The 18,806-nt window shown below is 73.9% G+C and carries 22 protein-coding genes; 15 read left to right on the top strand and 7 right to left on the bottom strand.

The window, feature by feature from the left end; all coding sequences use genetic code 11:
- Positions 1-33: 33 nt before the first annotated feature.
- The 5 genes from VGL20_11395 to VGL20_11375 are packed head-to-tail and all read left to right on the top strand — an operon-like array spanning position 34 to position 5,510.
- A complete protein-coding gene (locus tag VGL20_11395; protein HEY2704285.1) occupies positions 34-822 on the top strand; it encodes a phosphosulfolactate synthase in 789 nt (262 codons plus the stop codon).
- Positions 819-1,697 (top strand): hypothetical protein, encoded by an 879-nt coding sequence (locus tag VGL20_11390; GenBank protein HEY2704284.1) that lies wholly within the window; start codon positions 819-821, stop codon positions 1,695-1,697. Before VGL20_11395 ends, VGL20_11390 begins: the two co-directional genes overlap by 4 nt.
- Complete coding sequence (locus tag VGL20_11385; GenBank protein HEY2704283.1) at positions 1,682-3,043, top strand: adenylosuccinate lyase family protein; 1,362 nt, start codon at positions 1,682-1,684, stop codon at positions 3,041-3,043. Before VGL20_11390 ends, VGL20_11385 begins: the two co-directional genes overlap by 16 nt.
- Positions 3,034-4,014, top strand: a complete 981-nt coding sequence (locus VGL20_11380; protein HEY2704282.1) for a pyridoxal-phosphate dependent enzyme — start codon at positions 3,034-3,036, stop codon at positions 4,012-4,014. The genes VGL20_11385 and VGL20_11380 overlap by 10 nt, the downstream gene beginning before the upstream one ends.
- The gene (locus VGL20_11375) at positions 4,011-5,510 is read left to right on the top strand and encodes an argininosuccinate lyase (GenBank protein ID HEY2704281.1); all 1,500 of its coding nucleotides are present in this window, start codon (positions 4,011-4,013) and stop codon (positions 5,508-5,510) included. The genes VGL20_11380 and VGL20_11375 overlap by 4 nt, the downstream gene beginning before the upstream one ends.
- Here the strand turns inward: VGL20_11375 and VGL20_11370 are convergent.
- The gene (locus VGL20_11370; GenBank protein HEY2704280.1) at positions 5,496-6,197 is read right to left on the bottom strand and encodes a response regulator transcription factor; all 702 of its coding nucleotides are present in this window, start codon (positions 6,195-6,197) and stop codon (positions 5,496-5,498) included. The genes VGL20_11375 and VGL20_11370 overlap by 15 nt on opposite strands.
- Before the next feature lie 201 nt (positions 6,198-6,398).
- Between VGL20_11370 and VGL20_11365 the strand changes: the two genes are divergently transcribed.
- Positions 6,399-6,662 carry a hypothetical protein gene (locus VGL20_11365; GenBank protein HEY2704279.1) on the top strand — a complete coding sequence of 88 codons (264 nt, stop codon included), beginning with the start codon at positions 6,399-6,401 and terminating at the stop codon, positions 6,660-6,662.
- Here VGL20_11365 and VGL20_11360 read toward each other — a convergent pair.
- A complete protein-coding gene (locus tag VGL20_11360; GenBank protein HEY2704278.1) occupies positions 6,646-7,038 on the bottom strand; it encodes an OsmC family protein in 393 nt (130 codons plus the stop codon). The genes VGL20_11365 and VGL20_11360 overlap by 17 nt on opposite strands.
- Positions 7,039-7,068: 30 nt before the next feature.
- Between VGL20_11360 and nthB the strand changes: the two genes are divergently transcribed.
- The 3 genes from nthB to VGL20_11345 are packed head-to-tail and all read left to right on the top strand — an operon-like array spanning position 7,069 to position 8,701.
- Positions 7,069-7,734 (top strand): nitrile hydratase subunit beta, encoded by a 666-nt coding sequence (gene nthB, locus VGL20_11355; GenBank protein ID HEY2704277.1) that lies wholly within the window; start codon positions 7,069-7,071, stop codon positions 7,732-7,734.
- Entirely contained in the window at positions 7,734-8,330 is a 597-nt protein-coding gene (gene nthA, locus VGL20_11350; protein HEY2704276.1) for a nitrile hydratase subunit alpha, read from the top strand. The genes nthB and nthA overlap by 1 nt, the downstream gene beginning before the upstream one ends.
- Complete coding sequence (locus VGL20_11345) at positions 8,327-8,701, top strand: nitrile hydratase accessory protein (GenBank protein HEY2704275.1); 375 nt, start codon at positions 8,327-8,329, stop codon at positions 8,699-8,701. Before nthA ends, VGL20_11345 begins: the two co-directional genes overlap by 4 nt.
- Before the next feature lie 10 nt (positions 8,702-8,711).
- Here VGL20_11345 and VGL20_11340 read toward each other — a convergent pair whose 3' ends face one another.
- On the bottom strand, positions 8,712-10,121 hold the full coding sequence (locus VGL20_11340) for a DUF1116 domain-containing protein (protein ID HEY2704274.1): 1,410 nt from the start codon (positions 10,119-10,121) through the stop codon (positions 8,712-8,714).
- A 3-nt stretch (positions 10,122-10,124) separates the two neighbouring features.
- Positions 10,125-10,775, bottom strand: coding sequence for a cupin domain-containing protein (locus VGL20_11335; protein HEY2704273.1), 651 nt, complete (start codon positions 10,773-10,775; stop codon positions 10,125-10,127).
- Between the two features lie 152 nt (positions 10,776-10,927).
- Here VGL20_11335 and VGL20_11330 point away from each other — a divergent pair, with 152 nt between their 5' ends.
- The 5 genes from VGL20_11330 (at position 10,928) to VGL20_11310 (ending at position 15,084) form a co-directional block, all read left to right on the top strand.
- On the top strand, positions 10,928-12,241 hold the full coding sequence (locus tag VGL20_11330; GenBank protein HEY2704272.1) for an FAD-dependent oxidoreductase: 1,314 nt from the start codon (positions 10,928-10,930) through the stop codon (positions 12,239-12,241).
- A 7-nt stretch (positions 12,242-12,248) separates the two neighbouring features.
- A complete protein-coding gene (locus tag VGL20_11325) occupies positions 12,249-12,521 on the top strand; it encodes a hypothetical protein (GenBank protein ID HEY2704271.1) in 273 nt (90 codons plus the stop codon).
- 56 nt (positions 12,522-12,577) lie between these two features.
- Positions 12,578-13,069 carry an MSMEG_0572/Sll0783 family nitrogen starvation response protein gene (locus tag VGL20_11320; GenBank protein ID HEY2704270.1) on the top strand — a complete coding sequence of 164 codons (492 nt, stop codon included), beginning with the start codon at positions 12,578-12,580 and terminating at the stop codon, positions 13,067-13,069.
- A gap of 107 nt (positions 13,070-13,176) precedes the next feature.
- Entirely contained in the window at positions 13,177-13,518 is a 342-nt protein-coding gene (locus VGL20_11315) for a hypothetical protein (protein ID HEY2704269.1), read from the top strand.
- A 270-nt stretch (positions 13,519-13,788) separates the two neighbouring features.
- Positions 13,789-15,084: a citrate synthase gene (locus VGL20_11310; GenBank protein ID HEY2704268.1), complete on the top strand. Its 1,296-nt coding sequence runs from the start codon at positions 13,789-13,791 to the stop codon at positions 15,082-15,084.
- 47 nt (positions 15,085-15,131) lie between these two features.
- Here VGL20_11310 and VGL20_11305 read toward each other — a convergent pair whose 3' ends face one another.
- The 3 genes from VGL20_11305 to VGL20_11295 form a co-directional block, all read right to left on the bottom strand.
- Entirely contained in the window at positions 15,132-15,530 is a 399-nt protein-coding gene (locus VGL20_11305) for a hypothetical protein (GenBank protein ID HEY2704267.1), read from the bottom strand.
- 89 nt (positions 15,531-15,619) lie between these two features.
- Positions 15,620-16,750 carry a phosphoserine transaminase gene (gene serC, locus VGL20_11300; protein HEY2704266.1) on the bottom strand — a complete coding sequence of 377 codons (1,131 nt, stop codon included), beginning with the start codon at positions 16,748-16,750 and terminating at the stop codon, positions 15,620-15,622.
- Positions 16,751-16,783: 33 nt separating this feature from the next.
- Positions 16,784-18,043 (bottom strand): ATP-grasp domain-containing protein, encoded by a 1,260-nt coding sequence (locus VGL20_11295; protein ID HEY2704265.1) that lies wholly within the window; start codon positions 18,041-18,043, stop codon positions 16,784-16,786.
- Between the two features lie 48 nt (positions 18,044-18,091).
- On the opposite strand from VGL20_11295, the gene VGL20_11290 reads away from it, so the two are divergent.
- Positions 18,092-18,676: a NifU family protein gene (locus tag VGL20_11290; GenBank protein ID HEY2704264.1), complete on the top strand. Its 585-nt coding sequence runs from the start codon at positions 18,092-18,094 to the stop codon at positions 18,674-18,676.
- The last annotated feature ends 130 nt before the right edge of the window (positions 18,677-18,806 follow it).

The raw sequence follows: 18,806 nt of genomic DNA, 5'->3' as shown, positions 1-18,806 counted from the left end.
CACGGGACGAAATGCGCATCTACTATCGAAGAAATGCCGCATCCCGATTTCCTCGAGCTCCCCTCGCGCAGCTCGAAGCCCCGGCGAGCGGGGATCACCCACGTTCTCGACCGCGGGATGCCGCTCCCGGAGATGTCCGCGCTCCTCGACCTGTGCGCCGGCCACGTCGACGTCTGGAAGCTCGGCTGGGGCACGGCGTACCTCGATCCTCGGGTGGCGGACAGGGTGGCCATTCTCCGGGAGCACGCGGTGGAGGCGTGCGTGGGCGGCACCCTGCTCGAGGTGGCCTGGGTGCAGGGCGCCGCCGAGCGGCTGCTCGACTGGGCGGAGGAGGCCGGCTTCCCCTGCGTCGAGGTCTCCAACGGCACCCGCCGGCTGCCGCTCGCCGCCAAGCGGGACCTCATCGAGCGCGCCGCGCGCCGGTTCACGGTGCTCGCCGAGGTCGGGGCGAAGCAGCCGGACGCCCCGGTGCACGCCTTCGCCTGGGCCGAGGAGGCCGCCGGCGACCTCGAGGCCGGCGCCACCTGGGTGGTCGCCGAGGGCCGCGAGAGCGGCACCGTCGGGCTCTACTCGGCGGACGGCACGGTCCGCGCCGAGCTGGTGGACGCGCTCCTCCGGGCGACCCGCCACCGGGTGATCTTCGAGGCTCCCCGCAAGGACCAGCAGGCGTGGTTCATCCGCCGGCTCGGCGCCGACGCCGGCCTCGGCAACGTGGTGCCCGCCGAGGTGCTCGGCCTCGAGGCGCTGCGGCTGGGGCTGCGCGCCGACACCATCGAGCTGAGCTGCGGCGAGGGTGAGGTCGCCGCCGCCGCGGGGACATGAGCAACCTCGTCCCCCGGCGCTACCGCGACGTCTCCGTCGCCGAGCTCGACCGCCCCCTCGACCCGGCGTCGCTCCGGCAGCACCTGCTCGGCCGCGACTCCTACCGGCGGACCCGCTACATCATCGCCCGCCACGGCGAGCAGACCGCGGTGGTGCGGGTCGACCGGGCCACCGAGGAGCCGCTCTTCTCGCCGATCACCGCGGTGGAGATCCTCGCCCTCCCCCACGAGTGCGCGCTGCTCCACCTGGCCGAGGTCGACACCGCGGTGCCCACCCAGCTCGCCGCCGCCGCCGGGCGGCACGCCCCCGGGGTGCGCTGCGTGGTCGTGCACGGGCGCTACGAGCACCTGAACTTCATCCTCGACCCCCGGCCGCTGCGCATCACCGTCGTCGAGGTGGTGCCGCCGGAGCCGCCCAAGCTGTTCGACCAGTGCCGCCGGGTGCTGGCCGTGGCCGACGACCTGCCCCCCATCGAGCTGGTGCCCCACCTCGTCGATCTCCGCGAGCTGGGAGCGAACGGCGGCGACGGCCGCGACCGGCTGCTGCCCTGCCGGGGCTCGGGGATCGTGCTCGAGGGCGTGGAGGTCGCCTACCTCGATCAGCATCCTCCCCACCGCGACTGGCTGCTGCTCGGCTGCGAGCGCTCCCGCGAGATCCACCACTGGTTCTACGGCGCCGACGCCGAGCGGATCGACATCTGCCCGCGGCGGATGGCGGCGCCGGCGCCGGTGCTGACCAAGTGCTGCCTGCTCGAGGAGCACCTGGAGGTGACGCCGGGGCGGGTCACGGTGCCCTGGGGAGCGTCGCTGGAGCTGGTCCGCGAGGGCCTGGGCGAGGTCGCACGGATCGCGGAGCCGGCATGGGCGCCCGCCTGAGCGACTCGCGTCTCTACGCCCACCTGTGGGGCACCGACGAGATGCGCGCCGTCTTCGACGAGGAGGCGCGGCTGCAGTCGTGGCTGGACATCCTCGCCGCCCTCGCCGCCACCCAGGCCGAGCTGGGCCTGATCCCCGCCGCCTCGGCGGAGGCGATCGCGGCCGCCGCCCGGGTCGAGCTGGTCGACCTCGACCTCGCCGCCGAGGTCACCCGGAGCACCTCGCACTCCACCCTCGGGCTGATCGCGGCGCTGCGGCGGCTGCTGCCCGCCGAGGCGGCGGAGCACGTCTACTACGGGGCCACCGTGCAGGACCTCACCGACACCTGGACAGCGCTGGCGATGCGCCGGGTCGGACGGGTGGTGTGGCGGGACCTGGGTGCGGTCGAGGGCCTTCTGCTCGACCTCGCCGAGCGCCACCGCGACACCCTGATGCCGGGCCGCACCCACGGCCAGCCGGGGTCGCCGATCAGCTTCGGCCTCAAGGCCGCCTCCTGGGCCGACGAGGTCCGGCGCCACCGCGAGCGGCTCACCGAGGGGGCGCCGCGCTGGCTCGCCGGCCAGCTCGGCGGCGGCGTCGGCACCCTCGCCTTCTTCGGCGAGAACGGCCTCGAGCTGCGGGCGCGCTTCTGCGCCCGCCTCGGCCTCGCCGACCCGCTGGTGCCATGGCTCACCGCCCGCGACCGGGTCGCCGAGTTCGGCCACCTGCTGGCGATGGTCACCGCCACCCTGGCGCGGATCGGCACCGAGGTGTACCAGCTCCAGCGCCCCGAGATCGGCGAGCTGCGGGAGCCCGCCGCGGCGGGTGCGGTGGGCAGCATCACCATGCCCCACAAGCGCAATCCCGAGGCCGCGGAGCATCTCGGCACCCTCGCCCGGCTGGTTCGCCAGCAGGCGGCGACCCTGCTCGAGGGAATGGTCGGCGAGCACGAGCGCGACGGGCGCGCCTGGAAGGCGGAGTGGATCGCCCTCCCCGAGGCCTGCCTGCTCACCGGCGCCGCCCTGGCGCTGGCCCGGCGGCTGCTCGACGGCCTGGAGGTGGACGGCGAACGGATGCTGGCCAACCTCGGCGCCGGCGGTGGGTACGCGGCCTCCGAGGCGCTGCTCGCCGAGCTCGCCCCCCGGATCGGCAGGCACCGCGCCCAGAGCCTGCTGCAGGCGGCGCTGCGGGCCGGTCAGGAGCGCGGCGAGAGCCTGGAGGAGGCGCTCCGCGACCACGTCGACCTCGGCGACGCCGGTGGCGGCCCGCCGGTCGCCGCCGGCGCGGGCAGCGCCGGGGCCATCGTCGACGCCGCGGTGCGGCGGGGACGCGCCGCCCTCGCCGCCGAGCCCGACCCGTGGCGCTGACCACCGCCGCCGCCCGGCTGCGCCTGGCGCTGCTCCCCACCCCGCTGGTGCGCCTCGAGCGGCTGGAGCGCGTGCTCGGGGCGCCGCCGCTCTGGTGCAAGCGCGACGACCTCTGCGGCTTCGCGCTCGCCGGCAACAAGACCCGGTCGCTCGAGTTCCTGGTGGGCGATGCCCTCGCCACCGGCTGCGACGTGCTCCTCACCGGCGGCGGCCCCGCCTCCAGCTGGTGCCAGGGAGCCGCCGCCGCGGCCGCGGTCGCCGGGCTCGGCTGCACCCTGGTGCTGTACGGCGGCGAGCCGGCGATCCCCCACCCCAACCTGGTGCTCGCCCGCGGCTTCGGCGCCACGGTGCGCTTCACCGGCGACCCCCGCCGCGAGTCCGTCGACGCCGGGCTGGAGGCCGCCGCCGCGGAGCTGCGCGCCGCCGGCCGCCGTCCCTATGCGATCCCCCGGGGGGGTGCCCGGGACGTGGCTGTCCTCGGCTACGCCGCCGCCGCGGCCGAGGCGCTCGACCAGCTCGACGCCGCCGGCGTGGAGCCGGCGCTGCTGCTGCTGGCCACCGGCTCGGGGGTGACCCAGGCGGGCCTGCTCGCCGGCCTCACCGCGGCGGGCCGGCGGCTGCGGGTGGCCGGCGCCGCGGTGAGCCGCCCCGTGGAGGAGACCGCGGCGCGGGTGCTGGAGCTCGCCGGCACCGGCGCCCGGCTCCTCGGCGTGCCGCCGCCGCCGGCCGCCGCGGTGGAGGTCCACGACGCCCGCGGGCCCGGCTACGGGCAGGCCTCGATCGAGGGGGCGAGAGCCGCCTCCCTCGCCGCCGCCCACGAGGGGCTGGTCCTGGACCCCGCCTTCACCGCCAAGGCGCTCGGCGTGCTCCCCCGGCTGCTCGCCGCCGGCGCCGGCGGGCCGGTGCTCTTCTGGCACACCGGCGGCACGGCGGTGGCGCTCGCCCCCGCCGGCGCGGGGAGCGCGCTGTGAGCCGGGGCGGCCACGGCGCCTCGGACGAGGCCCCGGCGGCATCGCTGGTCGAGGCCGGCTTCGCCCTCGAGATCGCCGACGCGCCGCTGCTCCACGAGGGCCTCACCCTCGCCGACATCGCCCACGTCCTCGACCTGCGTGCCCGCGGCATCGTCCCCGAGCCGGTGGCGCGGCGGCTGCTCGCCCTGCTCGTCGAGACCCACGGGGTGGCGGCGGCCGACTTTCCCTATGCGGCCATCCACGGCGACCCCTACAACAGCCGTGAGCGCCACTTCGTCGAGCGCATCGGCGACGACGCCGGCTGGCTCCACGCCGGCCGGCCCCGGCGCGAGGCTGCGCGGGTGGCGCTGCGCGTGCTGCTGCGCTCGATGATCGTCGACCTGGTCGCCGAGGCCGCCGGGTTCGCCGCCAGCGTCGCCGCGGTGAGCGAGGCGCACGCGGGCACGCTGATGCCCGACCAGACCTATCTCCAGCAGGCCCAGCCGTCCACCTTCGGGCACTACCTGCTCACCTTCGCGTACCCGGCGCTGCGCGACGCCGACCGCCTCCTCGCCTGCCTCGACTGGGTCAACCTGAGCCCGGGCGGCGCCGGCTGCGTCAACGGCAGCCGGCTGGTCAGCGACCGCGACCACATCGCCCGGCTGCTCGGCTTCGACGGCGTCATCGAGCACACCCGCGACGCGATGTGGCAGATCGACGGCCTCGTCGACCTGCTCGCCACCGCCGCCAGCCTGGTCACCAACCTCGCCAAGCTCGCCGAGGACCTGGAGATCTGGGACAGCCAGGAGTTCGACTTCGTCGAGCTCGCCGGCCCCTACACCCGGTCGAGCGTGCTCATGCCTCAGAAGCGCAACCCCTACGCGCTCGCAATCGTGCGCGGCGCCGCGGGGGTGCTGATCGGCCGGCTGAGCGGCTACCTCGCGGTGGTCAAGACCCCCTCGGCACGCAGCGACAACCTCATCTACGCCCAGGGCGAGGTGCCCCGCTCGATGCAGCTGGCGAGCCGCGTCGTCCGCCTGATGGCCGAGGTGGTCGCGACCCTCGGGGTGCACCCCGAGCGGATGGAGCAGGCGCTGCTCCAGGGCTTCTCCCAGGCCACCGACCTCGCCGAGCACGTGATGCTCAGCTGCGGCGTCGACTACCGCACCGCCTACCTGGTGGTCGGTCGCGCGGTGAGCCGGGCGGGACGCGAGGGGCTGCGCGGCATCGACATCACCGGGGAGATGCTCGACGCCGCCGCGGTCGAGCAGATCGGACGCAGCCTGGGGCTCGCCGGTGCCGACCTCACCGAGGTGCTCGACCCGCGCGCCATCGTGCAGACCCGCAGCGCCCCCGGCGGCGCCGCCCCCGAGGTGGTCACCCGGATGGCGGCCGGCTGCGCCGAGGCGGCGCGCACCCTCGGCGCCCGCGCCGCCGCGCTGCGCGCCGACCACCGGCGCGCCCAGGAGGACATGCTCCGCCTCGCCACCGAGGTCGCCGGGTCAGCTCCCGCCTGACCCCGACCCGTCCAGATCGAAGCGGTAGCCGCGGCCCTGCTGGCTGTTGACGGCGAAGGGCAGCTCCAGCGGGGCCATCTTGCGGCGCAGGCGCATCACGTAGCTGCGCAGCTGCTCGGTCGAGTACCGGGTGCTGCGCCAGGCGAGGCGCACCAGGTCCTCGGCGGTGAACCACTGCCCGGGGTTGGCGAGCAGGAAGGTGAGCAGCTCCCAGTCGCGCTTGCTGAAGGAGACGGTGCCGTCGCCCCTGGTGATGCTGCGCGACTCGGAGTCGATGGTGGTGCCGGCGAGCTCGATGCGGGTGGCCAGCGGCACCACCGAGGTGGGGCCGGGGCCGCGAAGCGCCGCCCTGATCGCGCCGACCAGCTGGCCGGGGACGAAGGGCTTGGGGAGGATCTGGTCGGCGCCGGCGTCGTACGACGCCCGCGACTCCTCGTCGGCCTCGTCGAGCAGCAGCAGCGGCGCGGTGCTCTCCTCGTGGATCTGGGCGATCACCGGCGCCCGGCGCGGGTCGCCGGGCGGGACGCCCCAGATCACCAGGTCGAACTCGGCGTCGCTGAGCCGGTGCACCCCGGCGGAGACCGTGGCCACGCTCTCGGCGGTGACGTCGGCGAGGCCGGCGCAGCAGCTGATGACGGCGCGGTATTCCGGGTCGACCTCGATGATCAGCGCGCGTGCCGGCGCCACCCGCGGCATGACGCCCCTCCAACAACCGCTCGACCGACCATGGCGAGCGTAGCAGAACCCAGACGGCGACAGGGGCGGACAGGGAACTGCGGAAACCGGGTAAACTCCAGCAATCCCAACAATTTCGTCAGCACAGTGACAGCGCAACAGCCGCCTCCGACTGTTGCTGCATTCTTACGCTCGGCCGGGCACACTCCGGCCGTGGAGACCCTCGACCATGCACGTCCGCGGTGCCCGTACGCGGTGCGTGGCGTCGACTCCGCCGAGATGGAGGGCTGCCCCGGCTACGCGCCCGAGCTGGTCCTCATCGGCGCCGAGCGGATCGTCGGCAGCGGCCACTCCTGCCGGCACCTGCGGGCCCAGCCCGACCTCCGGCGGCGCGGCGCCTACGTGAGCGCGTGCACCCACCCGCTCATCGGAGCCGCCGAGAACGGCCACGGCAGCGACCTCAGCCGGGCACGATGAGGTACTCCACCGGGGGCGCCCCGCGCAGGGTGTTGGACACGTAGCAGAGCGCCGCCGCCCGCTCCAGCAGCGGCTCGAGCTGCTCGCGCGGCTGGCTGGAGCGCACCTCGACCCGGAGCGCGCCGAAGCTGGGACCGTGGTGCTCGCCGGCGGCGGTCACGCTGAGGTCGGCGGCGAGCTCGATCCTCCGCTTGCGGGCGACGTGCGCGAGCGCCATCGTGAAGCAGGTCGCCAGCGAGGCGAGCAGCAGCTCGGTGGGCGTCGGCCCGGTGTCGGTGCCCCCGGCGACCTCCTCGGGCTCGTCGGCGAGAAGCTCGAACTGGCGAACCGCCACGCGGCAGCGGTAGCCTCCACTCCAGTAGGCGGTGACCTTCACGATAGTGATTGTAAAAAGTGAGGAGGTGAGATGGACGGCATCCACGACCTGGGCGGCGTGGAGAACATGGGCGGGGTCCAGCTCCCGGAGCGCGACGAGCCGGTGTTCCACGAGCCGTGGGAGGGGCGGATCTTCGCCATCGGCGCGCTGTGCCAGACCCGGCTGACGGGAGCCAACCTCGACGCCTTCCGCCACGCCATCGACCGCACCCCCCCGGACGAGTACCTGGCCCTCCCCTACTACAACCGGTGGCTGCGGATGGCCGAGACCCTGCTGACCGAGACCGGCGTGCTCGCGCCGGGGGCGATCGACGCCCGGGTGCGAGCCCGCCGGGGTGAGGCGGTGGAGGAGCCGCCGGCGCCCGAGCCGAACCGGCCGGACTACAAGCCGGCGGGTCCCGGGTCGCTCCGGCAGGTCGACGATCCCCCGCGGTTCGCCGTCGGCCAGCGGGTCCGGACCGTCGACCTCCACACCTCCGGCCACACCCGGCTGCCCCGCTACGTGCGCCGGCGCGAGGGCACGGTGGAGCGGGTCCAGCCGGCGATGGTGCTGCCCGACACCAACGCGCACTTCATCGCCGAGAACCCGCAGCACGTCTACTCGGTGCGCTTCGATTCCACCGAGCTGTGGGGCCCGGAGGCGGAGCCCTTCAGCACCCGTATCGACCTCTACGAGAGCTACCTGGAGGCGGTCTGATGGCGATGCAGACGGAGTCGCTCACCCCGGCGATGCGCACCGAGGCGCTCGAGGAGATCCTCACCGAGCGGGGCCTGGTCGATCCCAAGGTGCTGGCCGGGCTGATCAGGAACTTCGAGGAGAACATCGGGCCGATGAACGGCGCCCGGGTGGTCGCGAAGGCCTGGGTGGACCCGGATTTCCGCGCCCGGCTGCTCGAGGATGGCGCCGCCGCCGCCGCCGAGCTCGGCTACAAGGGCGCCCAGGGCGAGCACATCGTCGTCCTCGAGAACTCCGACCGGGTGCACAACGTGGTCGTCTGCACGCTGTGCTCCTGCTACCCGTGGCCGCTGCTCGGCCTGCCTCCCGCCTGGTACAAGGACCCCGCCTACCGCGCCCGCGTCGTCCGCGAGCCCCGGACCGTCCTCGCCGAATTCGGCCTGGAGCTCGGCGACGAGGTCGAGATCCGGGTGTGGGACAGCCTCGCCGAGGTGCGCTACCTGGTGCTCCCGCAGCGGCCCGCCGGCACCGAGGGCCTCGGCGAGGAGGAGCTCGCCGGCCTCGTCACCCGCGACGCGATGGTCGGGATCGCCACCGTCGAGGCTCCCGGGAGATGACCTCCGCGGCGCTCCCCGTGGAGCTCAGCGGACCGGCGGCGCCACCGCGGAGCAACGGCGAGCTCGCCTTCGCCGAGCCGTGGGAGAGCCGCGCGTTCGGGCTCGCCCTCGCCCTCCACGGCGCCGGCGCCTTCACCTGGAAGGAGTTCTCGGCCGAGCTCGCCGGCAGCATCGCTCGGTGGGAGCGCTCCCATCCCCCGGGCGAGGAGTACCCGTACTACCGCTGCTGGCTGGAGGCGCTCGAGTCGCTCCTCGAGGACCGCGGCATCGTCGACCGGGCGGCGACCCTGGACCGCGCCGTCCGCCTGGGCGAGCGCCCGGCGGGGCACGATCACGCCGGCCACGACCACGGGCATCCCCACAGCCACTGAGCGGGCGGGGTCAGCCGGCGTCGAGCGCGGCCAGCGCCTCGAGGAAGCAGCCGAGGGGCGCCACCGCCACCCCGGCACCGATCTGGCCCACCCCGGCGGAGGCGTGGAGGATGCCGGTGGTGATGTGCGGGGTGACCCCGGACTCGACAACCCGGCGCACGTCGACGCCGATCGGGGTGCCGCGGAAGCCCACCGGGGGCAGCCGGAAGCGGGTGCTGCGCCCCACGCAGATCCGGTCCATGGCCTCGGTGGCGGCGAGCGCGTCGGCCATGGTGCCGCCGAGGAAGGCCGCCACCGACGGCGAGCCCGCCGCCGCCGCCGCGCCCAGCCCGACCAGCTCGAGCACGGCGCTGTCGCCGATGTCCGGCGCACCCACCTCGGGGCCGTGGCCGGCGTGGTAGAGGGCGTGCTCGATCTGGGGCGCCGGCGCGGTGAACCAGCGGTCGCGCCCGGCGAGGCGGACGCCGAAGGTGGTGCCGTTGCGGGCCATCGACATCACCACGCTCGAGCCCTCGACCTGGGCCGCCCACTCGGTGAGCGACCGGGCCGCGGCCATCGCGAGGTTGAGGACGAAGAGGTGGTTCCGGGCGAGGAACTCGGCGACGACGACCCGCTCCGGTCCCTCGACGGCGGCGAGGTGGGGAAGCAGCTGGCGGATCAGCAGGTTGGTGGTCGCCTGGACGCGGATGTGGACGTCGTCGCCCATCTGCAGGCCCTGGCCGGCGAGCGACGCGAGGTCGACGGGGCCGGAGCGGCGCACCACCTCGGCGAGCACCGGCCCGATCACGTCGCGGACCAGGCGCAGCCGCTCGATCGCCCCGGGAGTGTCCATCCCGAACCAGGGCGCCTCTCCCGGCCCCTGGTTGATCGGCGAGAAGGCGCTGGTGCCGCCCTGGGGGTTCTCGACCACCTGGAGCGGTGACGACGGGCCGATCGCGGTGGCCATCGGCACCACCACGCGATGGTGGTTGGCGGGCTCGAGCCGCACCTCGCCGCGCTCGATGAGCGGGTCGACCGCGGCGGGCTCGGCCGCCCACCCCTCCACCACCACCGCCGCGCGCACCGAGCGGCGGAGCGGGTCGCCCATCTCCTCCCAGGCGATCGGCGGCCCGCAGTGGAGCACGGTGCGCTCGCCGAGGCCGGGCAGCACCGCCGCGGCGGCCTCGACGGCGGTGAGCGCCGGCACCCCCTCATCGAGCCGGCGCACCACCTCGGCGTTGGCGGCGTCCACCCCGGCGGCGCGGGGACCGAAGAGGCGGCGGAGCATGGCGACGGCGTCGGGGTCGCCGCCGGCGGGGATCCGCCAGTCGACCTGCACCACCGGCCGGCCCTGCTGCCGCACCGCGTCGGCGAGCAGGCCGAGACCGATGTTCACCACCCCGACCCGGGAGGGAAGCTCGACCGCGGGCAGCTCCTCCACCGGCTACATCGGCCGCAGCGCCATCCACACCGCCCCGGCCGGCTCGGCGGTGGGATTGCACCAGCGGTGGGGGCGATCGGTGCGGAAGTGGAGCGCGTCACCGGCGCCGAGGTGGTGGGTCACGCCGTCGACCTCGAAGTCGAGGGCGCCGCTGACCACGTAGACCAGCTCCTCGCCGGGGTGCTCCATCGCCTTGCGGCCGCTGTTCGCCTGGGGCGCCACCAGCGCGGCGGCGCCGGCCATGAAGAAGCGGCCGTAGGCGCCGGAGATGCTGCGCAGCTCCAGCCCGACCTTCGACGTGTACACCGGGCGGCGCTGGCCGGCGTGGGTGTAGACCACCGGGCGGTCGATCACCGACTCCTCGTCGACGAAGTACGACACCGGACGGTTGAGCGCGTTCGCCAGCTTCATCAGCGTGGCGATGGTGGGCACCATCCCGCTCCGCTCCAGCTTGTGGATCGCCGCCGCCGACACGTCCGAGCGCTCGGCCAGCTGCTGCAGCGAGAGCCCCTTCTGCTGTCGGAGCTCGCGGATCTTGGGTCCCAGGCTGCCGATGATCCGCCCCAGCTCGCCCTCGGGCGTGGAGGGGGGCGCGGGGCCGTCGGGGGGAGGGTCCGCCGCCCGGACGCGGGCGCGGGGCGTCCGCTCCTTCATGTCCTCTCTGCCTCCTGCGCTGAGATCGTCGTGGCGGTGCACGGGGCACCTTGACGCACCGCACGATCGAGTTATATAAGAGACGCGCCGTTCATTATCGTAAATTGGCCGATCATATAGGTGGGTGTCGCGTGCCGACGAGGATCGTCGTCGTGGGCGGTGGTGCGGCCGGCATCGGGGCCGCGGGGGCGGCCCGCCAGGCGGATCCGGGGGCGGCCGTCACCGTCTTCACCGAGTATGAGGACGTCGCCTACAGCCCCTGCGGGATCCCCTACGTCCACGGGAAGGAGATCCCCAGCTTCGAGGCCCTCTTCCTCCAGACCAAGGAGGCGTACGTCAAGGCGGGCATCGATGTCTGCTACGAGACCCGGGTCAGCTCGGTCGACACCACCCGGCGCGAGGTGCAGGTCGAGGGTCGGGGCACCGTTCCCTACGACCGCCTCATCCTCGCCACCGGCTTCGACTACGCCGACCCCGGGGTGCCCGGAGGCGACCTCGGCGGCCTCTACTACGTGAAGAACATCCGCCGCGCGATGGAGTGGGACAGGGTCCTCGACTCCGTGAAGACCGCGGTGGTGGTCGAGGCCTCGCCGCTGGGGCTGGAGATGATCACCGCGCTCGCCCACCGCGGCATCACCGTCCATGTCGTCGACCCCCACCCCTGGGCGCTCGCCGAGCTCGCCGACCCCGACATCATGCGGCCGGTCGAGGAGTCGTGGGCGGAGATGGGGATCACCACCCACTTCGGCACCCGGGTCGAGGCCTTCCTCGGCGAGGGCACGGTGCGGGCGGTGCGCACCACCGCCGGGGAGATCGAGTGCGACCTGGCGGTGATCTGCACGCACAAGCAGCCCAACGCCCGGCTGGCGGCCGCGGCGGGACTGGCGCTGGGCTCGACCGGGGGGCTGGTGGTCGACGAGCGCATGGCCACCTCGGCGGCGGGGGTGTTCGCCGCGGGTGACTGCACCGAGCTTCCCCACGGCGTGAACCGCGTCCCGATCGCGTGCCTCACCGGCAGCCACGCCTACGCCCAGGGCAAGGTCGCCGGCACCAACGCCGCCGGCGGCAGCCGCGTCTACCAGCCCGTCTACGTCCCCTGGGGCATGGTCGCGGGCACGTGGATGGTCGGCGGAGCCTCCTTCGGCGAGACCCTGGCCACTGCGCTGGGCATCCCGTTCGTCATGGGCGTGGCCGACGGCATCTCCCGGGCTCGCTACTATCCCGGGGTGAGGAAGGTGCGGGTGAAGCTGCTCGCCGAGCCCGCCGGACACCGCCTGATCGGGGCCCAGATGGTGGGCGGCGAGGGCATCAAGGAGCGCGCCGACTTCCTCGGGGTGGCGGTGCGCACCGGGATCACACTCGAGGACCTCGCCACCATGGAGAACGTGTACTCACCGCCGATCGGCGCCCTCAACGAGCCCATCTCCGTCGCCGCGCAGAACGCCCTCGCCTCGCTGCGCCGGTGAGCACCGCATGAGGGCGAGGTTCTCCCGCTGGCTGCGGGTCAACTCCGAGCACTACCTGCTGGAGAGCGCCCAGGCGGAGATGGCGAAGCGCTACCTGGGCCGGTCCGTGCCCGCCACCGAGCGCGGCCTCGTCCCCGGCCTCTGGCGCCACCTGTTCGTCCCCATGTACCACCGCCTGCCGCAGCGGCTGCGGCAGTCGGCGATCGAGGCCATGCCCGGCAGTCACCGGCGCCACTGGTCGGAGCCGCCGCCGCGACCGCACATCCCTGGCATCCAGTAGTCCACCCACGGCCAATCCTGACAGCAACTGTTTTTCCCACAGGGAGGTAGAGCTCAATGCCAGCCAAGACCGTGCACGTCTCCCGCCCCGCCGAAGGCGAGGTCATGTACAACGTCGAGGAGAAGATCTTCGAGGACATCAAGGCCAATCCCGGGGAGAAGGCGTTCATCTTCATGCACACCGTCCCCTACGAGGGATCGGTCGGCCTGGTGAACCTGCTCACCGCGACCCGTCTGGTGCGCAAGGGATTCGACGTCACCGTGGTCCTCTACGGCCCCGGCGTCCTGATGGCCTCCGGAACCCGCGGCTGGCCGGCGGTCGGCGCCGAGGGCTTCCCCGGCCACCTCGCCATCAACAACCAGATCAAGACCCTCCTCAAGGAGGGGGCGACGATCTACGCCTGCCGCTTCGCCATGGGCGCCCTCTACGGCTATCGCGAGGACGACCTCATCGAGGGCGTCAAGCCGTTCAGCCCGCTGGACGTGCTGGACTCGGCGCTGACCGCCTGGCGGGCGGGAGCCTTCCAGCTCAACACCTGGACGGTGTAGGCACCCGATTCTCCGGGGTGGCGCGGACCCTCCGCGCCACCCCTGGACGCGGTCAGCAGTGCGGAGCCGGGGTGGGGCACGGCGTCGGCCGCGGCGTCGGAGGCGGAGTGGGTTTCGGCGTGGGCGTCGCCGTCGGTGCGGGGGTCGGCGTCGGCCGTGGCGTCGGGGTCGGGGTCGGGGTCGGCTGCGGTGTGGCCGTCGGGGTCGGACCACCGCTCGGCGGTGGCGGCAGCTGTGGCGTCGGCCAGGCCGTGGGCGCCACCGTCGCTGACGCCGTGGCGGGGAGGGACCGGCCCTGCCCGCCCGGCGGCGAGGCCACCGGGACGGGCAGGTCCGGCTTTCTGGGGAACGGTGTGAAGCTGGATGAGGCCGTCGGCGCGACCACCATGGGTCCGGCGGTCTGGGCCGAGGGTTGGGCGCTCTGGTCGACGGTCGGGGTCGGCGAGTAGCCGGCGCCGGCGTACCGGTCCGGCCCCCAGGTGTGCCAGAGGATGCCGGCGGTGGCCACGGCGACCACCGTCGCTCCGGCGATGGCTCCGCCGCGGCGGAGCCGCTGGCTCGGGGTCGGGATCTCGTCGGGGGCCTCCGGCGGGGGCCAGGACCCCACGAGGTCGTCGTTCATCGCACTCCCTTCCTGACCGTGGGGCAGGATCGCCCCACGGACAACACGCACCGGGGGGCCACGATGGCTGAGGTCCGGGAAGTGGCAGACTCAGGTCATGCCCGACACGCTGACGGTGAAGGACAACCGCACCGGCCGCTCCTACGAGATCCCGATCGTCCACGGCTCGATCCGGGCCACCGACCTGCAGCAGATCCGGGTCTCGGAGGAGGATCTGAGCGGCGTGGTCTCGTACGACCCCGCGTTCCTCAACACGGCGTCGTGCATCAGCCGCATCACCTACGTCGACGGCCAGCGCGGAATCCTCCTCTACCGCGGCTATCCCATCGAGGAGCTCGCCGAGAAGAGCAGCTTCCTCGAGACCGCCTACCTCCTCCTCCACGGCGAGCTGCCCACCTCCGCGCAGTACAGCGACTGGACCCACGAGATCACGATGCACACGCTGGTGCACGAGAACATCAAGCGCTTCATGGACGGCTTCCACCACGACGCCCACCCGATGGCGATGCTGCTCTCGACGGTGGGCGCGCTGGCCACGTTCTACCCCGAGGCGACGAGCATCCACGACCCCGAGCAGCGGCGGGTCTCGATCTACCGGCTGATCGCCAAGATGCCGACGCTCGCGGCGCTCGCCTACCGCCACTCCAAGGGCTTCTACTACGTGCGGCCCGACAACGACCTCGGCTACGCCGGCAACTTCCTGAACATGATGTTCAAGATGGTCGAGCAGAAGTACCAGCCGGTCCCGGAGATCGAGCGCGCCCTCGACGTGCTCTTCATCCTCCACGCCGACCACGAGCAGAACTGCTCCACCAACGCGATGCGCTCGGTGGGCTCCTCGCATCCCGACCCCTACTCGGCGGCGGCGGCGGCGATCGCCGCGCTCTACGGGCAGCACGGCGGCACCGACGAGGCGGTGCTGCGCATGCTCGAGCGGATCGGCTCCACCGCCAACATCCCCGACTTCATCGCGCGGGTGAAGGCCGGCGAGGAGGAGCTCAAGGGCTTCGGGCACGTCGTCTACAAGAGGCAGGACCCCCGCGCCCGGGTGATGAGGCGGATGGCCGACCAGGTGTTCTCGGTGACCGAGGGGCATCCCCTGCTCGACACCGCGCTCGAGCTCGAGAAGATCGCCCTCGAGGACGAGTACTTCGTCAGCCGCGGGCTCCATCCCACCGTCGACTTCTACAGCGGGCTCATCTACCAGGCGCTGGACCTGCCCACCGAGATGTTCCCCATCCTCTTCGCCATCCCCCGCACCGTCGGCTGGCTGGCCCAGTGGGAGGAGATGCTGCTCGACAAGGAGCAGAAGATCGCGCGCCCCCGCCAGCTCTACCTCGGCGAGGAGGTGCGCGAGTACCAGCGGATGTCGGAGCGGGGCTCCACCTCGTAGCCGGGCCGGCCGCCCCCGAGGACGGCCGGCCGGAGCTGCGTCGCCCGCTACGGGCAGGCGGAGCTGACGACGATCCCGACGATGCTCGACGGCGACATGTTGGCGATCGGGAAGTTGAGCCCGGAGCTCAGCAGCCCGGCCGGATCCGGCAGCAGGTGCAGGACCGTCGCGGTCGGATCGGGGATGCTCGGGATGGGCAGCTGGCCGACCACCGGGAGGTTGTCCACGGTGCTGCAGCCGAGCAGGCCGTTGCCCGCGGCGAGACCCGGGCTGGTCGCGCTGGTGCCGGCGCCGCCGTTCGAGCTGGCGGTGGTGGCCCCGGCGTGGTGAGTCGAGCCGTGGCTGGCGTGGCTGGTGTGGCTCCTGGCGGCGTCGGCGGTGTGCACCACCGCGCCGCTCCCCAGCACTGCGGCCGCGCCGAGGGCGGCCAAGGACAGTGTGCGCATGCGTCTCCCTCCCTGACCCCGGGCACCGGCCCGGGGGAACGCTATGTGAACGGGAGGGTGGTGGGAAGCTTGCGGCCGGGATGAACCGGTCAGCCCAGGGCGGCGGCGACGTGGTCGATGCAGGCGGTCAGCGCGGCGATGTCGTCGGGGTCGATCGCCGGGAACATCGCGATCCGCAGCTGGTTGCGCCCCAGCTTGCGGTACGAGTCGGTGTCGACCACGCCGTTGGCGCGGAGCACCGCCGACACCTGCTTCGCGTCGATCCGGGGGTCGAGGTCGATGGTGCCGACCACGTGGCTGCGCTGCTCCGGGTTGGCGACGAACGGGGTCGCATACTCGGAGCCCTCGGCCCAGCCGTAGAGGATCTCCGCGGAGCGGTCGCTGCGCCCGGCCGCCCACTCCAGGCCGCCGTTCTTCAGCATCCAGCCGAGCTGCTCGGCGAAGAGGAAGAGGGTGGCGAGCGCCGGGGTGTTGTAGGTCTGCTCCAGGCGCGAGTTCTCGAGGGCGATGCCGAGGTCGAGGAAGGCGGGCACCCAGCGGCCCGAGGCCTTCAGCCGCTCGATGCGCTCGACCGCGGCGGGCGAGCAGGCCGCCACCCAGAGGCCGCCGTCGGCGGCGAAGCACTTCTGCGGGGCGAAGTAGTAGCAGTCGAACTCGGCGGGGTCGACGCGCAGGCCGCCGGCGCCGGAGGTGGCGTCGACCGCCACCAGCCCGGTGGCGCCCCGGGGGCGGCGGATCTCCATCGCGACGCCGGTGGAGGTCTCGTTGTGGGTCAGCGCGTAGAGGTCGACGCCGTCGCGGGCGACCGCCTCGGGGTGGGTTCCGGCGGCCGACTCGATCACCTCGGGGGCGTCGAGGTGCGGGGTGGCGGCGACCGCGGAGGCGAACTTCGACGAGAACTCGCCGAAGGACAGGTGCTGGCTGTGGCGCTCGACCAGGCCGAAGGTGGCGGCGTCCCAGAAGCAGGTGGTGCCGCCGTTGCCGAGCAGCACCTCGTAGCCGTCCGGCAGCGAGAGCAGCTCGGTGATGCCGGAGCGGATCCGGCCCACCACCGAGCGCACCCCCTTCTGGCGGTGGCTGGTGCCGAGGTAGTCGGCGGCGGCGTCGGCGAGCGCGCGCACCGCCTCGGGGCGGACCTTCGAGGGGCCGCAGCCGAAGCGGCCGTCGGCGGGGAGAAGCTCGGCGGGGATCCGGATGTCGGTGGGAGAGGCGGTGCTCACGGGGTCTCCTGTGGTCGGTACGCGCGGGACAGCCTAACGCCCGACCACGGCGGCGGCGTCGCCCGTGACGACAACGTGAATCTCGGCCCAGGCCTGGCGCAGCGCCGCCTCGACCGCCGCGGGGCGGTCGCCCCGGGCCACGGCGAACCCGAGGTAGCGATCGCCCTCGGGGAGGGGGACGAGCATCTCACCGCCGGGCACCCCGATCGTCAGGCTCTCCAGCCCGGGGACGGCCCGGGCCCGCTCCAGGCCCTCGACGCCGACCAGCCGGCCGGCGCGCTCGATCGGGAGCATGAGGATGCCCGCCGCCCCCTGGACCTCCGGCTCGCCCAGGGGCAGACCCAGCGCCTGGCGGAGGATCAGCTCCTCGAGCGAGGCGCCGCCGGCGAAGCGCAGCGCGGTCGAGCAGCGGCCGCCGATGGAGCGGGCCGCCACCTCGATCACCACCGGGGCACCGCGGGCGGGGAGGCGGAGCTCGGCGTGGATCGGTCCCTCGGTGAGCCCGAGGGCGGCCACCGCCTCGCCGCAGCGGCGGATCACCGCCTCGAGGTCGACCGGGGCCAGCCGCGACGGGGTGACGTAGAGGGTCTCCTCGAAAAAGGGACCATCGAGGGGGTCGGGCTTGTCGAAGACCGCGAGGATGCGCAGCCGCCCGGCGTCGAGCAGGCCCTCGACGGCCACCTCGGGGCCGCCGCAGAAGCGCTCGACCAGCAGCGGCGGCGGCCCCGGGCCGTCGCAGCCGGGCTCGGCGGCGAGCATCCGGGCCACCCGCTCGACCGCGGCGGTGACCGAGGCCGGGCCGTCGGCGCGGATCACCCCGCGGCTGCCGGCGAGGTCGACCGGCTTGACCACGACCGGGTAGCCCAGCTGCTCGGCGGCGCCCAGCGCAGCCGGCGGAGTCGCCTCGACCGCCCGCCAGTCCGGCTGGGGCACCCCGGCGGCGGCGAGGGCGGCGCGCAGCCTCCGCTTGTCCCGGGTCGCCGCCACCGCCTCCACCGGGCTGTGGCGCAGCCCCAGCCGGGCGGCCACCGCGGCGGCGGTGACCACCGCGCTCTCGTCGACCCCGACGGCGGCGTCGAGGGGCTGGGTGGCGGCGAGGCCGGCGGCGAGCTCGGCGGCCTGCTCGGGGCGGTCGAGGTCGACCACGAGCTGGCGGCCCTCCATCAGATGGCCGAGCGAGGACCCATGGTCGGACCCGACCACCACCTCGAGGCCGAGCCGGCCGGCGGCCTCGAGGAACGCGGCGGCCCGGTAGGTCCGGGTTGGCAGCAGGAGCAGCACGCGGATGGCCATCGCCCAGATAATGACGCCAGGGGCGTTCGCCCCGACCAGGAGGACACCATGCAGCAGCCACGCATCGGCGCGACCGAGTTCGCGCTCACCCGCATCGAGCAGGTGCGGGCCAACCGGCGGCAGCCCGATGCCGGGGTCCGCGTGGCCATCACCGGCCGCGCCGACGGGCAGTTCGTCTACGACATGCAGCTGGTCCAGACCGGCAAGGAGCACCCTGGCGACATGGTGGTCGAGGGCCCCGAGGGCCTGACCTTCCACGTGCCCCTGACCACCGCCGCCTACCTCGACGGGGCCACGCTCGACGCCGACCCCTCGACCGGCGCCCTCAAGGTCGACAATCCCAACCCGCTCTGGCTGGAGCCCCTCGCCCAGGACGTGCAGCGGCTCATCGACCTCGAGATCAACCCTGCGGTGGCCCAGCACGGCGGGCACATCGACCTGCTCGACGTCACCGACGGCGTCGCCTACGTGCACATGGGCGGCGGCTGCCAGGGCTGCGGGATGGCCTCGGTGACCCTCGCCCAGGGGGTGCGCACCTCGATCCTCGACCGCTTCCCCGAGATCACCGACGTGCGCGACACCACCGACCACGCCCAGGGCGCCAACCCCTACTACCAGGCCTCCAAGAAATAGCCGGGCCTGGACACCCCCTGAGAACATGAGGGTGCTGCTGGTGTCCTGCTACGAGCTCGGGCACCAGCCGCTCCACGTCGCCTCGCCCGCCGGGTTCCTGCGCGCCGCCGGCCACGAGGTGCGCGGCTGC

The sequence above is a fragment of the Candidatus Dormiibacterota bacterium genome (assembly GCA_036495095.1).
In the GTDB taxonomy this organism is placed as follows: Bacteria; Chloroflexota; Dormibacteria; order Aeolococcales; family Aeolococcaceae; genus CF-96.
Note: the sequence above shows the minus strand (reverse complement) of the source record. Positions and strands in the feature narration are given on the sequence as shown.